The 13,706-nt window shown below is 37.0% G+C and carries 10 protein-coding genes; 3 read left to right on the top strand and 7 right to left on the bottom strand.

Annotated elements, in window-relative coordinates; genetic code table 11:
• Positions 1-10 precede the first annotated feature (10 nt).
• Together FHR29_RS22885 and FHR29_RS22880 are read right to left on the bottom strand one after the other, a co-directional pair.
• Entirely contained in the window at positions 11-682 is a 672-nt protein-coding gene (locus FHR29_RS22885; protein ID WP_021188034.1) for a response regulator transcription factor, read from the bottom strand.
• A complete protein-coding gene (locus FHR29_RS22880) occupies positions 675-2,009 on the bottom strand; it encodes a sensor histidine kinase KdpD (RefSeq protein ID WP_183917435.1) in 1,335 nt (444 codons plus the stop codon). Before FHR29_RS22880 ends, FHR29_RS22885 begins: the two co-directional genes overlap by 8 nt.
• Positions 2,010-2,123: 114 nt before the next feature.
• On the opposite strand from FHR29_RS22880, the gene FHR29_RS22875 reads away from it, so the two are divergent.
• The gene (locus tag FHR29_RS22875; protein ID WP_183917433.1) at positions 2,124-4,499 is read left to right on the top strand and encodes an outer membrane beta-barrel family protein; all 2,376 of its coding nucleotides are present in this window, start codon (positions 2,124-2,126) and stop codon (positions 4,497-4,499) included.
• A 144-nt stretch (positions 4,500-4,643) separates the two neighbouring features.
• Here the strand turns inward: FHR29_RS22875 and FHR29_RS22870 are convergent, their stop codons facing one another.
• The 3 genes from FHR29_RS22870 to FHR29_RS22860 all read right to left on the bottom strand — a co-directional run bounded on the left by FHR29_RS22870 (position 4,644) and on the right by FHR29_RS22860 (position 7,822).
• On the bottom strand, positions 4,644-5,060 hold the full coding sequence (locus FHR29_RS22870; protein WP_031287012.1) for an OsmC family protein: 417 nt from the start codon (positions 5,058-5,060) through the stop codon (positions 4,644-4,646).
• Between the two features lie 225 nt (positions 5,061-5,285).
• A complete protein-coding gene (locus FHR29_RS22865; RefSeq protein WP_183917431.1) occupies positions 5,286-6,578 on the bottom strand; it encodes an SGNH/GDSL hydrolase family protein in 1,293 nt (430 codons plus the stop codon).
• Positions 6,579-6,604: 26 nt separating this feature from the next.
• On the bottom strand, positions 6,605-7,822 hold the full coding sequence (locus FHR29_RS22860) for an OmpP1/FadL family transporter (RefSeq protein WP_132841032.1): 1,218 nt from the start codon (positions 7,820-7,822) through the stop codon (positions 6,605-6,607).
• A 184-nt stretch (positions 7,823-8,006) separates the two neighbouring features.
• Here FHR29_RS22860 and tpx point away from each other — a divergent pair, with 184 nt between their 5' ends.
• Complete coding sequence (gene tpx, locus FHR29_RS22855) at positions 8,007-8,507, top strand: thiol peroxidase (protein ID WP_132769257.1); 501 nt, start codon at positions 8,007-8,009, stop codon at positions 8,505-8,507.
• 55 nt (positions 8,508-8,562) lie between these two features.
• Here tpx and FHR29_RS22850 read toward each other — a convergent pair whose 3' ends face one another.
• Together FHR29_RS22850 and FHR29_RS22845 are read right to left on the bottom strand one after the other, a co-directional pair.
• The gene (locus tag FHR29_RS22850; RefSeq protein WP_021188037.1) at positions 8,563-9,735 is read right to left on the bottom strand and encodes a PLP-dependent aspartate aminotransferase family protein; all 1,173 of its coding nucleotides are present in this window, start codon (positions 9,733-9,735) and stop codon (positions 8,563-8,565) included.
• Positions 9,736-10,083: 348 nt separating this feature from the next.
• Positions 10,084-11,583, bottom strand: a complete 1,500-nt coding sequence (locus FHR29_RS22845) for a catalase (RefSeq protein ID WP_132841036.1) — start codon at positions 11,581-11,583, stop codon at positions 10,084-10,086.
• Positions 11,584-11,808: 225 nt separating this feature from the next.
• Here FHR29_RS22845 and FHR29_RS22840 point away from each other — a divergent pair, with 225 nt between their 5' ends.
• A complete protein-coding gene (locus FHR29_RS22840) occupies positions 11,809-13,704 on the top strand; it encodes an alpha-L-fucosidase (protein WP_183917429.1) in 1,896 nt (631 codons plus the stop codon).
• Positions 13,705-13,706 lie beyond the last annotated feature (2 nt).

Here is a 13,706-nt window from a genome sequence, read left to right as displayed (position 1 = left end):
AGCGCGCATATTAAAAGGAAATGTTAAAGCCTACACCTCTTGAAGAAGTAATGTGTAGATTTAAATCATGTTTGAGGTACTTGCGTAATCTCGTAATGAAAACATCCATGCTGCGGCCATTAAAAAAGTCACTATTACCCCAGACTTGCTGTAAGATTTCTTCCCTTGTCACAAGAGAACCATTGCGTTGACATAGAAACTGTAAGAGCTTCGCTTCTCTTTCTGTTAGTTTAAATTGTTCCAGTGGGTGAGTGAGGAGTAATCGCTGAGGGAAAAATTGATAACTACCAAGGGTAATTGATGTGATCTGATCAGTTTTTTTATTACGCTTTAGGATATTTTGGATTCGTAATACTAATTCCTCTGGATCACAGGGTTTTGTAAGGTAATCGTCAGCTCCAATTTTTAAACCTGTTATTTTATCTATTTTTTGTTCTTTGGCGGTTAGGAAAATAAAAGGGACTTCAGGATAGTATTCTTTGATCTCCTGCGCTAATGTGAAACCGCTTTTAACGGGTAACATTACATCCAAAATTAACAGATCGTAAGGAAGTATATTTTCAGCAAGAAGTAATTCTTCTGGGCTTTGCATCCAGTGCACATCATATCCAGAAAGCTGTAAATAATGTTGCAACATAAATCCGAAATCAGCATCGTCTTCAATTAACAAAAGTTTATTCATGGGGAATTATAATATTAAAAGTAGTTCCTATATTGATTTTGCTAGTAACGTCTATTTTGCCTTGATGACGCCCTACAATCGTATTGACCAGATATAATCCTAGTCCTAAACCGTTGCTATCATAGATATTATTTTTTTGTATGCGGTAGAATTTCTCAAAGATATGAGGAATTTCCTTTAAAGCCATTCCTATCCCATTATCACGTACTTGGATTTCAAATAAATTCTTGTTCGTGGAAATTGATACACTCAGATGAGTAGCACCATACTTGATGCTGTTATTCATAAGATTGACAATAATGGTCGTAAAATCGGATTCGTTAATTGGTATTTCGATTGTTGAAAACTCATTTATATCAAATTTTATATGAGGATGAGCAAGTTTAAAATCAGCAAGTATCATCTTCACTTGATCAAAGGTAATGGGGATGTCTGCATCTGTTTTGTCACTTTCATGCAAAGGTTGTAAAGTGTTTTCCAGACGTTCCACTTGACGTTCCATAACGGCTAGAATGGTAGGATCAGGTTGTTTTTGAATTGTTTTTAAAGCTACTTTAAGCGTTGCAATGGGCGTTTTTAGTTCATGCGAAATATTGTCAACGGCATCATGCAACTGACTAATCTTTTTCTGTTGCTGTTTTAAATTCTGATATGTTCGATAAAATAAGAATAATAAAGCCACTAGAATCAATGTTGAATTGAAGAGTAGGAATGCTAACTTCTTAAAAACAATCCAGTTGATATTGACCACCTCAAACGTTGATCTTCGAAGAACAAGAAAACTGTACTGTTTATCTTCCTGCTCAGCAGTGATTGTTGACTGTTCTTTCGTTAACTGTTTAACAGTTTTTTCAGTAGACCAGGTTCCAGAAGATAACTCCAATGGATGCGTCATTTCACCACTTGTTTTATAGACAATTATTGGCTTTTTGATCAGTTTTTCTTGAGCGTTTTGAAAGGTGATTTGCAGAATCTCTTTTTGTAATCTTACCTGAAAACCTAATGGGGAAAAAAGACTATCTACATAATGTGTCAACGCTTTCTCAGTTTTATTTACTTTATCAGCATAACTGTTTTCCAGCGTTGCAAGCGTAATTTTTTTCTGAGCTAGTTGTATGTAGTAAGAAGTTGCGTCTTGATTATTAAGGAGATCATTGTCGAATAGAGCGTCAGTCTCATCTATTTTTCCTAGTTTCTCTTTTGTTAGCGAATATATCTCCCTTTTCTTCAATTGAAAAGAATTCAAGAGCAAATAGGATTGAATGCCAATAAGGATAACAAAGAGGATCGTGAAAAAATAAATATAGTTTTTAGACTTAAGTTCCATATACAAATATAGGTTGCGATTTTGAATAAATAGAACCTTAACCTACCATTAACTCTTTATTAACCATCGCTCTCCACTACTTGAGGCAACTTTGTAGCAGCAATTTAATCAAGTATGAAGTATCTAATTATTCTATTATTATTACCTTTTCTTGGACAGGCTCAAGGGAAGCGTTTATCCGGTGGTGTCTGCGATCAAAACGAAATTCCTTTGAAAGGAGCAACTGTCATTTTATTGGACAGTATAAATAAACCCATCCACACATTAAGACTCGACACTGCCGGTAGGTTTGATTTTGTAATAGAAGACAACCGGCTATACCGTATGGCAATATCCCATTTAAATTATCAGAGCCGAGAATTGAATTTTCGATCAGATACCTTACAAGTTCCATTATTAATAAAGTTAAGTCCTAATGAGTCGAAACTGGAAGAAGCACAAGTAACCGGTAAAAGACCAAGGGTTACTCGAAAAATTGATCGTTTAGAGTTTAATGTGCAAGGAAGTAACCTATCCGGATTGAACAGTTGGGATATTTTGAAACGGACACCTATGGTTATGGTAAGTGGAAGTAGTATAGCTGTACGTGGAGACAAAAAAGTAGTTGTCATGATTAATGAAAGAAAACTGATGATGAGCGGGGAAGAACTAAAAACGTTACTCGAAAATACAGCAGGATCGGATGTTCAATCTATTGAGGTCATTACAAGTCCACCTGCAAAATATGAAGCGGAGGGAAGTACTATTATTAATATAAAACTCAATAAATCGCAACTATTTGGGTACAGAGGTACGCTACTGGCATTGGCAGAGCAAAGTAATTATGGTAAGCAACTATTTGGACTGACCCAATACTATAAAAATGAAAAAGTTAATGTTCGCGCCACTTATAATTTTGGAAGAGGGACATATGCGCGCTATGGAACCGATTTTGTCTACTATCCGAATGATCAAACTTCCTGGGAAAGTGTTATGACCCGTATCGATAAAAATAATAGCCAAAACAGTTACGTGTTTTCCTTTGACTATACGCCCGATACAACCTGGAATATCGCCATAGGCTTGAATGGGTATTATGGGCCAAAATCAACTGGATTATATGAAGTGCCGACCTCCATTTACAATAAGGAAGGGCTAATGGAGTCCTATTATTTGACGAAGAACGATCATATAGAATCGCGTAAAACCAATAATTTTTATCTGCAGGTCAATAAAAAAATAAATTCCAACTGGAATGCAAATTGGTCTTCCTATTTTACAACAAATCGTAAATCTAATCTACAGGATGTATGGACAGATCTACAATTTAAGAATCAAGATCCTAAAAGTACGCGCTTTCTGAGTGACAATGCTACACAGAACCAATTATTCACAACACAGCTCGATCTTTCTGTAAATATGAATAATATTGCCATTGAGTTTGGAGGTAAGTTTAGTGCTGTGAAAACGAAAAGTACCTTAATGTTTTCAGATGATGCTTCAGGAAGTTTTGAGCCTCGATCAGATAAGAGTAATATTTTTGATTACGATGAACAACAGGCAGCTGTATATGGATCAATAGCATATAAATGGCGAAAATGGAGCTGGAAAGGAGGTTTGCGTCTTGAAAATACGGCATTGGAAGGAGTCGTCTCAGAACCGGAAGACCGGAATAATCAAAATTATTGGGTACTCTTTCCAACCTTCTATGCTCAGTACCAAACAGATCAGGAATACCAATGGGGGTTTTCTTACGGTAAGCGTATCAGCAGACCTGCTTATTCGTGGTTAAACCCGGCGAAGTCCTATTATAATCTTTTTTCTTATTTTCAGGGAGATCCGCGGTTGAAGGCTACAATTATTCATAATCTCAATATTACGTTAACGAAAAAAGATTGGAATGTAGATTTATTTTATCGATATGAGCAATGGCCGTCCATGGAGATTGCTATTCAAGATAATATAAATCATCAATTGATCTATCATTACACGAATATTCGAAACGGGCAGGGAGCAGGTGTAGATTTGGGTAAAAGTTTTCAATTATTGAAAAATTGGAGTTTAAACGCACAACTGGAAGGGATGTACAATGTCAATAATTATCAAGGTAGCGATATGCAATTGTATCGTAATCGAGTGTGGATGGCCAATGGAAATTTTAGTTCAATTTTCGTGCTGAATAAAGAAAGCGATTGGAACCTTGAGCTTGGAAACACCTTCGAGTCGCCTACCATACAGGGACCTTTTAAGATCACAGGTTATTCTAGTACCTATCTGATCACGAGCCGTAAGTTTTTTCGTAAACGGTTTGAAGTCAATCTTTCTTTTATGGATATTTTTAAATCGGAAAGACAAAGGGTATCTTCAAAATATGCGGACCAAAATAATTACTATAACGATTATCGAGATACACGCAAAGTCAATATAACATTACGCTATCATTTTGGCAATCAGAAGATAAAGAATAATTCCAGTATGCCTAAAAAGACGGAAGAGCAGGGAAGATTATAAGATTTAAGTATAAAGCGCCCTTTATTAAAAAAAGGGGAATCTCCCCAAGTACAAAAAAACCAGATATCAATAGTTATCTGGTTTTTGTATGTTTTTATTTTACAATGCGTAAGTTCAGATTATGAGCTAAGCATTCCACTATTATTAATTGATTTTGAGTGAATAGGTGATATTGATACCACCTGCGGCAAGCATATCATGTACCGAACAGTATTTTTTGACCGCCAATTCTGCTGCCTTTTGAGCTTTAATTTCATCAATAGCACCTTTTAGATAAAAGCTAATGTGGATATCTGTAAAGATATTTGGAATTTCCTCGCGGCGTTTTCCCTCAACCTCAACTTGTATATCTTCAATTTCCTGACGCTGTTTCGTCAAAATAGAAGAAAGATCAAATACACTACATGAGCCTAGTGCCATTAAGACTAATTCCATCGGGCGAACTCCTTTGCCTTCACCACCAATAGCTTCTGAACCATCAATATTTACTTTTACATTGGATAGTTCACTTGCTGCTTCAAAGTGAACTGCTTTATTTTGACGATTTAGTGTTACTTTCATGATTGAATCTCCTTGTATATACAAATTTAATGAAATTTGCTTTCATTAACAATATAATTGCGCTGATACGTAAATAACATGACTTGTTATTACTTTTTTCTTACAAAGCGGTTATATACATAATAAGATATACTTATTACCCTAAACACATCTAATTGAGGATAAATATAAAAAAGGTGATCATAATTATGATACACCCTTTTACCAAACCATTTATTAATATTTTTATGGAAGTTTCACACCTCTATAATCAGATATATTTAACCTCGCAACTTGAGCACCGTACGTTTTATTGATGGCTTCAATAAATACATTTGCCATTAATGCATTTCCAATAGGCGTCAAATGTATTCCGTCCAATGAAAACCCATTTCCAGTGATATATTTCGCACTTACCGATAGACCATCGATGCGGATGCCATTTTTAACAGCTGTTAAAAATGCATTGACGTCTGCGACAGCTAAACCTTTAGACGCGGCGATCGATTTAATTGATTTATTGAAATCATTGACACGCGCTACCACTTCTGCCGCTTCTTTTGTATCTAAAACATATTTGTCCTCAACAGGATTGAGCGGATGTAATCCGTAAGGTATTTTGTTTGCATTTGGAACACCCAATAAACCTGCCGATGAAAAAGGGAGGACAAAGAAATCCTGATCCGTAGCAGCTCGCGGGCCCGTCTTAGTTGCGATGTAAATATCAGTCACTTTGGTTGTACTTGCGGCATTTACTGCCGCTAGAAGCGCTTGACGTGTTACTGTTGTAAAATAAGGCACGGATGTTACATCAGGGATCGTTGCTAACACACCTTTTTGCCCTTTTGCTGTTAATGTTGTTACATAATTATTCAATAGTGTATTGAACAGTGTGGTAGAGGTTAATGTTGTCGTTGGACCTTCATTAACAGCTCCATTGGTTGCATACCCCAATACATCATTATTTCCCAATGAAAATGTAAAAAACGTATGATTTTGTGACGTAGAATAAGTGAAATAATTCATTGTTGGTGGAGTGCCGTCTGGTAATAGACGTTCGAAGTACATATTTCCAGCTGCTGTTCCTATGCCAGGTGCAAAAGCCATATCCATACGCATACCCGGTACCCCTAAATTATTGATCGGATCAGTAAATTTCGTTAATAATTTTGGACTAGCTGAGCGGTAAGCTAATTTGTCTGTAACCTGTTCTGTTACTGGTTGGCCATTGACCAATGCTTTAAGACGAATATAGCCCGATCCATTGGACTGCTCCTCGCTAAAAAATGGAGATTTGAACTCGCCTCCGCCTACTTTTTGAAGTTGTTCTGAGATGAGCAATGGAAAAGCTACTTTTTGACCATCAAGATATAGTCCCCCATCAGCGAATCCTGCAGAAAGAGAATTTCCTATGGCAATATATTTACTAAAGTCAGCTTTTGTTCCTGCTGAAGGTGTGAATTCGTCGAGAGATGGTTTACATGCTGTGATACTCAGTATCGCCAATGCAACTCCTATATATAAATTTCTTCTGTTCATGATAATAACATTTTTAATATAAATGCTTAAAATTTGTACGTCAATCCAATACCTGGTGCGTAAATATTCGTCGTATACGTTCCTGATAAATGGCTGTCTACATTATTTGCTTCGCGAGGTAATATTCTCTGGTATGCAAAAGAGCCTGTTAGATCAAACTTCTGATTCATTTTGTATGTGAAACCGCCAGCAATCAGTACACGGTTGTTATCAGGAGTTTCTGGATAGACATAATCTTTACTCACAGGTGTTGCGATATAACCACCACCGATACGGAGTTGCAATTTCTCTGATGGCAAGTATTCGATACCCGCTTTAATAGAACCTGCTTTTGTATAATTCTTAGGGGAATGCGTGTCAGGAGTATTTGCACCACTATAATCAAAGTTTAGTTCTTTATAAATATCGTAATTGATCACCGTTCCATCCACAGCCATTTTTACTTTGTCACTGATCGGGAATGTTACACCAACAGCAAAAGTAGATGGGAGAGGAAGTTCGGCGCTAAATTTACTATCTGGTGGAAATGTTCCTTGCGCCGCTTCAGGTACTGTGAATTTAGCATCTCCATCTTTTAATTTCGTAACAACTTTAGATCGGTAACTCATGGAAATGGCAAATTCTTCATTTAAGTTGTAGTGAACACCGACATTATATCCTGTTCCAGTACCGGTTCCTTTTAATTCAGCCAACCCTGATGACCCATCTTGGAAATAAACGGGAACAGCACTTTGTAAATCCACAGAACCAATGTTATACACAAACCCCCCACCGATACTGAAGTTGTCCGTTAATTTGACACTGACGGTAGGTTGGATGTATATAGCGCGTAACGACAAACTAACTAAACTGTATTTACCTGTCCATTCAGTGCCCCAGTCTACTGCACCTCCATAAGGTGTATATATTCCTATACCCGCTTTCCACCACGTATTTTTAGGTCCTACTGTGGCAAAAACAGAAAAAGGTGGCGTTATCTGATTTTTAGTATGATCCACCACAGAACTTCCTGTTGCTTGAAAAGCAGATTTAAACATAACACCATTTCCGTTTACAGAAACCGCATTGTGGCTCATTTTTGAAAGTGCTCCTGGGCTATAAAAGATGGAAGATTCATCTATAAAGTAGGCAGAACCTGCACCACCCATACCGACAGATTTCGGACTCTGAAGATTGACTTGAGATCCCTGTGCTAAAAGTAAAGACGGCGATACACAAAGCAAGGTAATTAGTAACTTCTTCATATACATCAAATTTGGTTTATCGTTTGTGTTTGAATTACAATGCTAACATAGTAAATTTTTGTGGCTTTTCGATATTATTTTGGCGAAAATTGATAAATATTTATTTTGAAAGAATGTGTATTAATAAATGTGATTTTTGTAGTAAGATTAACAGGAAATCATTAAATTGCTAAAAAAAATAATTATGGCAACAGTAGCATTCAAAGGTGGAGCAGTTAATACGGTTGGAAATTTACCAGCAGTAGGAAATCAAGCTCCAGATTTTAAATTGACAGCAGGTGATTTATCTGATAAATCATTAGCAGATTATAAAGGAAAGAAAGTAGTTTTAAATATTTTCCCAAGTGTAGATACAGGTACTTGTGCAGCATCTGTTCGTGCTTTCAATAAAGCAGCGTCAGGATTAGAAAATACAGTGGTGTTATGTATTTCCAAAGATTTACCATTTGCTCAAGGACGTTTTTGTGCAGCGGAAGGTTTGAATAATGTGGTTACACTGTCGGAATATAAAGACAGTAATTTTTCAGATGCATATCAATTGCGTTTTTCCGATGGCCCTTTAGCGGGTTTATTGAGCCGTGTAGTCATTACATTGGATGAAAACGGTAAAGTTTTATATGAAGAGCAAGTTGCGGAAGTGACAGAAGAGCCAAATTACGAAGCTGCATTGGCATCTTTGAAATAAACAGATCATAAATAAAGAATAGAGCCATCTTCTTGGAGATGGCTCTATTCTTTATTTATTTAGTTTTTTCCAATGCCTGTAAGATATCCTGGATAATATCTTCCTGATCTTCTAAACCAACCGATAGACGCACACTACCCGGTTGAATACCAAGGTTTAGACGTTCATCTTCTGTTAATTTCGAATGTGTTGTAGAAGCAGGATGGGTAGCGATTGATCTTGCATCCCCTAAATTAGAAGTATATAAAATCATATTTAATTCGTCTAAGAAACGGAAAGCTCGCTCTTTTCCACCTTTAACAACAAAAGTGACAATACCACCACCGGCCTTCATCTGTTTTTTTGCTAGCTCATATTGCGGATGGGAAGGAAGAAATGGATATTTAACATCTTCAATTTCTTCGTTTGTTTCCAAAACTGTTGCTAATGCTAATGCGTTGCTGCAATGTCTATCCATACGTAAGCCCAGTGTATCTAAGCTTTTAGAGATGACCCAAGCATTAAAAGGAGATAAGGAAGGACCAGTATGGCGAATGAAAAACATTAATTTGTCAATCAATTCCTGTTTCCCTACAACTAATCCACCAAGGACACGACCCTGACCGTCCATATATTTTGTAGCAGAATGAATTGACAAATCAAAACCATACTTTAATGGTTTTTGAAGATAAGGTGTTGCAAAGCAGTTGTCAATGGCTAAAATAATATTTGGATATTTTTTCTTTAAAGAACCTAACCATTCCAGATCTACTAATTCTAGACCAGGGTTAGAAGGTGATTCCAGGAAAATAATTTTTGTATTCGGCTGAATGGCTTTTTCCCATTCTTCGGGATCGACCGCATCAACATACGTTGTTGTTACTCCCCAACGAGGAAATAGTTGCGTAAATAGTTGGTGAGTTGAACCAAAAATAGCGCGTGACGAAACGATATGGTCACCACTTTCAACAATACCTGCAAAAGAGGCAAAGACTGCTGCCATACCCGAAGAGAAGGACAGCCCAGCTTCTGCTTCCTCTAGGATACAAACTTTGTTAATAAGCTCTGAAGTATTTGGATTGGCATAGCGGGAGTATATCATTCCTTGCTCTTCATCAGCAAAAATAGCTCTTCCCTGTTCTGCGCTATCAAAGATAAAACTAGAAGTAAGATATAGGGGCACCGAATGCTCACGTGTTGCAGAACGATCGGCTTGTTCGCGGATGATTTTAGATTGATCTTTGTTCATGATGAGGTAAAGGTACAAGTTGTAAATTTTATTTTTTATATTTTATCAAATAATTTTGCGTAAAAAATAATCAGTAGAACAACTTAGGTTTTGTAAATTTATAGGATTTCAATCTCAAATAACAGCCTATCATACAGTTAAATCGGTTGCAACGCTATTCATTCACTTTTGTCAATATTTATTGAATCTTAAATAAGTACTATTAAAAAGCTAGGATAAGTGTGGTATAGGTAGATGTGAAGCATTAAATTTTGATAATTATCATAGTTTATGATGTATTATGAAGGTCTAAAAGAGCGGAAGTGTATGGGTACATTTCCGCTCTTTTTATTATTGCCGAATGATTTTTTATTTTTGAGGCATATGTTTCGCCATTTCATCCATAGAGAATCCTAATCCTTTAGCAACTCCTAGTCCTAAATTCATGTCGGCTCTAAACCAATGGCACAATTGACGCATAACAATTTCATCTCGTTTTGGTCCTTCAATTCCAGACATAGCACCTACTATATTTTGAATGAGATGTTCTTTCTGTTCAGCATCCAATAAACGGTATAAATCACCAGGTTGTGTATAATGATCATCCTCACCAGGAGCGTTGCGGTCATAATTATCAGCCACTAGACTATCTACTTGCAATGCAGGTTCCTTGTAGGATTGATCTTCGTAATGACCATCAAAACTATTTGGATAATAATTTGGTGCTGCCCCTTGATTCCCATTGACAGTCATCTGACCATCACGTTGATAATTATTAGTCATAAAAGGACATCTGTTCACAGGAATCTGTTCATAATTTCCCCCTAGACGATAACGTTGGGCATCGGGGTAAGATAATATACGTCCCTGTAGCATTTTATCTGGTGAGAATCCAATTCCATCTACAATATGTGCCGGAGCAAAGGCCACTTGTTCTACATGAGCGAAGTAATTATCTGGATTTTGATTTAATTCCATTTCACCAACCTCGATGAGAGGATATTCTTTCTGTGACCATACTTTTGTTAAGTCAAATGGATTCCAACGGAATGTTTTAGTCTCCGATTCTGTCATGACTTGGATATAAAGCTTCCATTTCGGAAAATCACCATTCGCAATCGCTGTATGTAAATCACGTTGTGCATAATCCATATCTTTAGCGCGCATTTCATCAGCTTCTGCACCTGTCAAATTTTTTATTCCTTGTTGTGTTCTGAAGTGGTATTTGATATAGACACGTTCATTTTGCGCGTTGATCATAGAGTACGTATGACTTCCATAACCGTGCATATGTCTGAATCCAAATGGCGTTCCACGATCGGACATCAAAGTCGTTACTTGGTGCAACGATTCGGGATTGAGTGACCAGAAGTCCCAGACCATGGTTGGCGATTTACAGTTTGTATGAGGATCTCTCTTTTGAGTGTGAATAAAATCAGGAAATTTTTTAGCATCCTTGATAAAAAAGACTGGCGTGTTATTACCGACCAAGTCGTAGTTTCCATCTTCGGTATAAAATTTAACAGCAAACCCACGTGGATCACGTTCGGAATCTGCCGAACCTCTTTCTCCTCCGACGGTTGAAAAGCGAATGAATAATTTTGTTTGCTTTCCAATGCCGTTAAAGAGTTTTGCTCTTGTGTATTTCGAAATATCATTGGTTACGGTGAAAGTACCATAGGCGCCAGAACCCTTAGCATGTACAATACGTTCCGGAATACGTTCTCGGTTGAAATGAGCCAGTTTTTCATGGAGGAAATAATCTTGTAATAGCACCGGACCTCTTGGGCCAATTGTCATCGTATCTTCGTAGTTTACAACAGGAGCACCCGATGCTGTTGTAATTTTTTTGTTTCTATTGTCTTCCATTTTTAAAAATTTATGAGTTTTCCCCTATTGTTCTACAACAAATTTAAATGAAATGAATGAGCTTATCTTATTGATAATCTTGATGCCTTATCAAGATTAGTGATGACTATTTTGTATATGTAATATAAATATAATCAATCGATTGCTTGAGGAAAATGATTTTGTTAGATTTTTAATACCCTAAAATTAAACTATATTTAAAACTTAAAACCTTTATCTAATTATATGTTTACTTTTCTATTCTCTAGTCTTCTCTGGGTAAATGGTAGTTTTTTGCTATCTGAACCGGTAAATCCACCAAAACCTTATGGAGCACTTCCTTCCGAACGGCAGTTGAAATGGCATGAAATGGATATGTATTGTTTAATACATTATACACCAACTACCTTCCAAAATAAGGAGTGGGGATATGGTGATGCAGATCCTGCCATCTTTAATCCTTCGAATTTTGATGCCAATCAAATTGCTAAGGCAGCGGCTTCTGGGGGCTTTAAAGGGCTCATCTCTGTTGCAAAACATCATGATGGCTTTTGTTTATGGCCTACGGCAACGACAACATATAGTGTAGCGACATCTCCTTGGAAACAAGGAAAAGGGGATATGGTTAAAGATTTCATGACTGCAACGCATGCAAACAACATGAAATTTGGTGTTTATCTTTCTGCCTGGGATCGAAACGATACCAGATACGGGACAGCTGCCTATGCAGATGCATACCGGGCACAATTGACCGAGTTAATGTCCAATTATGGTGAATTGTTTACTTCTTGGCATGATGGCGCCAATGGTGGAGATGGTTATTATGGTGGTTTAAAAGAGAAAAGGACGATCGACCGCAATACCTATTATGCGTGGGAGGAGAAAACTTGGCCAATCGTTCGTAAACTTCAACCGATGGCCATGATTTTTAGTGATGTCGGTCCAGATATGCGTTGGGTAGGAAATGAAAGTGGATTTGCGGGAGAAACCTCATGGGCTACTTTTACGCCGGAAGGCCTTGATGGGAAAAAAGCAGTTCCTGGATTGGTAAATGAAAAAACACTGACTTCAGGAGTCAGAAATGGGAAATACTGGATTCCTGCAGAATGTGATGTACCACAACGACCAGGGTGGTTTTATCATGCCGAGCAGAATGCGAAAGTAAAAACACCAACTGAACTGTTTGAGATCTATCTGAAATCTGTAGGTCGTGGTGCAAATATGAATCTTGGATTGGCACCGATGCCATCAGGACAACTGCATGAAAATGATGTGAAATCACTTGAAGCTTTTGGAAGAAAGGTGAAAAAAACGTTTGAAAATAATTTAGCAAAAGATGCGCAGATTACGGCAACAAATACTCGCGATCATGAAACTGGAGAATACGGGACGAAATATATTATCGATAATGACCGCTATAGCTATTGGGCAACCAATGATGATGAGCATCAAGCTGCTCTGGAAATTAAATTGAAATCAGCGCAAACATTTGATATTATCCAGATCAGAGAAAATATTAAATTAGGACAACGTCTGGATAGTGTTTTAGTTGAGCAGAAAGTGAATGGGCAATGGACCTTGCTCACTAAAGCTACCAGTATCGGAGCAAATCGATTAATGAAACTGGCGAAGCCCATTACTACGGATGAACTACGAATTCAATTATTTGCACCTGTAGCGATTACAGTAAGCGATTTTGGTTTATTTAAAGAATTTGATGAACCTTTTGAATTTGAGGATACTGGATTCAAAAAATTAAGTGCAAGGCAGTTTACGGCAGCAGCTTTTACGGAATCGGCAAAAGCAATAGATAATAATGCGGAAACTTTTGCAACAGTCACTGCTTATGAAAAAGGATTTGTTTTTGAATTGAAAGAAGCGATTAACGGGTTTGGATACTTACCTCGTCAAGATGGTAAAACAATCGGTACAGCTACGAAGTACAAAATTTATAGCAGTCAAAATAAACAGCAATGGGAACTTTTGAAGGAAGGTGAATTTTCAAATATCAAAGCAAATCCGATTTTACAGCAAATCATTTTTGACGATGTTGTAAAAGTAAAATACATCAAATTTGTTCCAACGGAAACGTTAACCAAAAATGTATTCACAGTAGCATCCTTTGAATTATATTCTAAGTAAGA

The organism is Sphingobacterium sp. JUb56 (genome assembly GCF_014191365.1).
Classification (GTDB): Bacteria; Bacteroidota; Bacteroidia; order Sphingobacteriales; family Sphingobacteriaceae; genus Sphingobacterium; species Sphingobacterium anhuiense.
The sequence above is the reverse complement of the archived record's forward strand: the minus strand, read 5'-3'. Positions and strand labels throughout refer to the sequence as shown.

What these genes read in the sequence shown, in the direction of transcription:
- FHR29_RS22885 (WP_021188034.1), bottom strand. Translation starts at nt 682, where the DNA reads ATGAATAAACTTTTGTTAATTGAAGACGATGCTGATTTCGGATTTATG.
- FHR29_RS22880 (WP_183917435.1), bottom strand. Translation starts at nt 2,009, where the DNA reads ATGGAACTTAAGTCTAAAAACTATATTTATTTTTTCACGATCCTCTTT.
- FHR29_RS22875 (WP_183917433.1), top strand. Translation starts at nt 2,124, where the DNA reads ATGAAGTATCTAATTATTCTATTATTATTACCTTTTCTTGGACAGGCT.
- FHR29_RS22870 (WP_031287012.1), bottom strand. Translation starts at nt 5,060, where the DNA reads ATGAAAGTAACACTAAATCGTCAAAATAAAGCAGTTCACTTTGAAGCA.
- FHR29_RS22865 (WP_183917431.1), bottom strand. Translation starts at nt 6,578, where the DNA reads ATGAACAGAAGAAATTTATATATAGGAGTTGCATTGGCGATACTGAGT.
- FHR29_RS22860 (WP_132841032.1), bottom strand. Translation starts at nt 7,822, where the DNA reads ATGAAGAAGTTACTAATTACCTTGCTTTGTGTATCGCCGTCTTTACTT.
- tpx (WP_132769257.1), top strand. Translation starts at nt 8,007, where the DNA reads ATGGCAACAGTAGCATTCAAAGGTGGAGCAGTTAATACGGTTGGAAAT.
- FHR29_RS22850 (WP_021188037.1), bottom strand. Translation starts at nt 9,735, where the DNA reads ATGAACAAAGATCAATCTAAAATCATCCGCGAACAAGCCGATCGTTCT.
- FHR29_RS22845 (WP_132841036.1), bottom strand. Translation starts at nt 11,583, where the DNA reads ATGGAAGACAATAGAAACAAAAAAATTACAACAGCATCGGGTGCTCCT.
- FHR29_RS22840 (WP_183917429.1), top strand. Translation starts at nt 11,809, where the DNA reads ATGTTTACTTTTCTATTCTCTAGTCTTCTCTGGGTAAATGGTAGTTTT.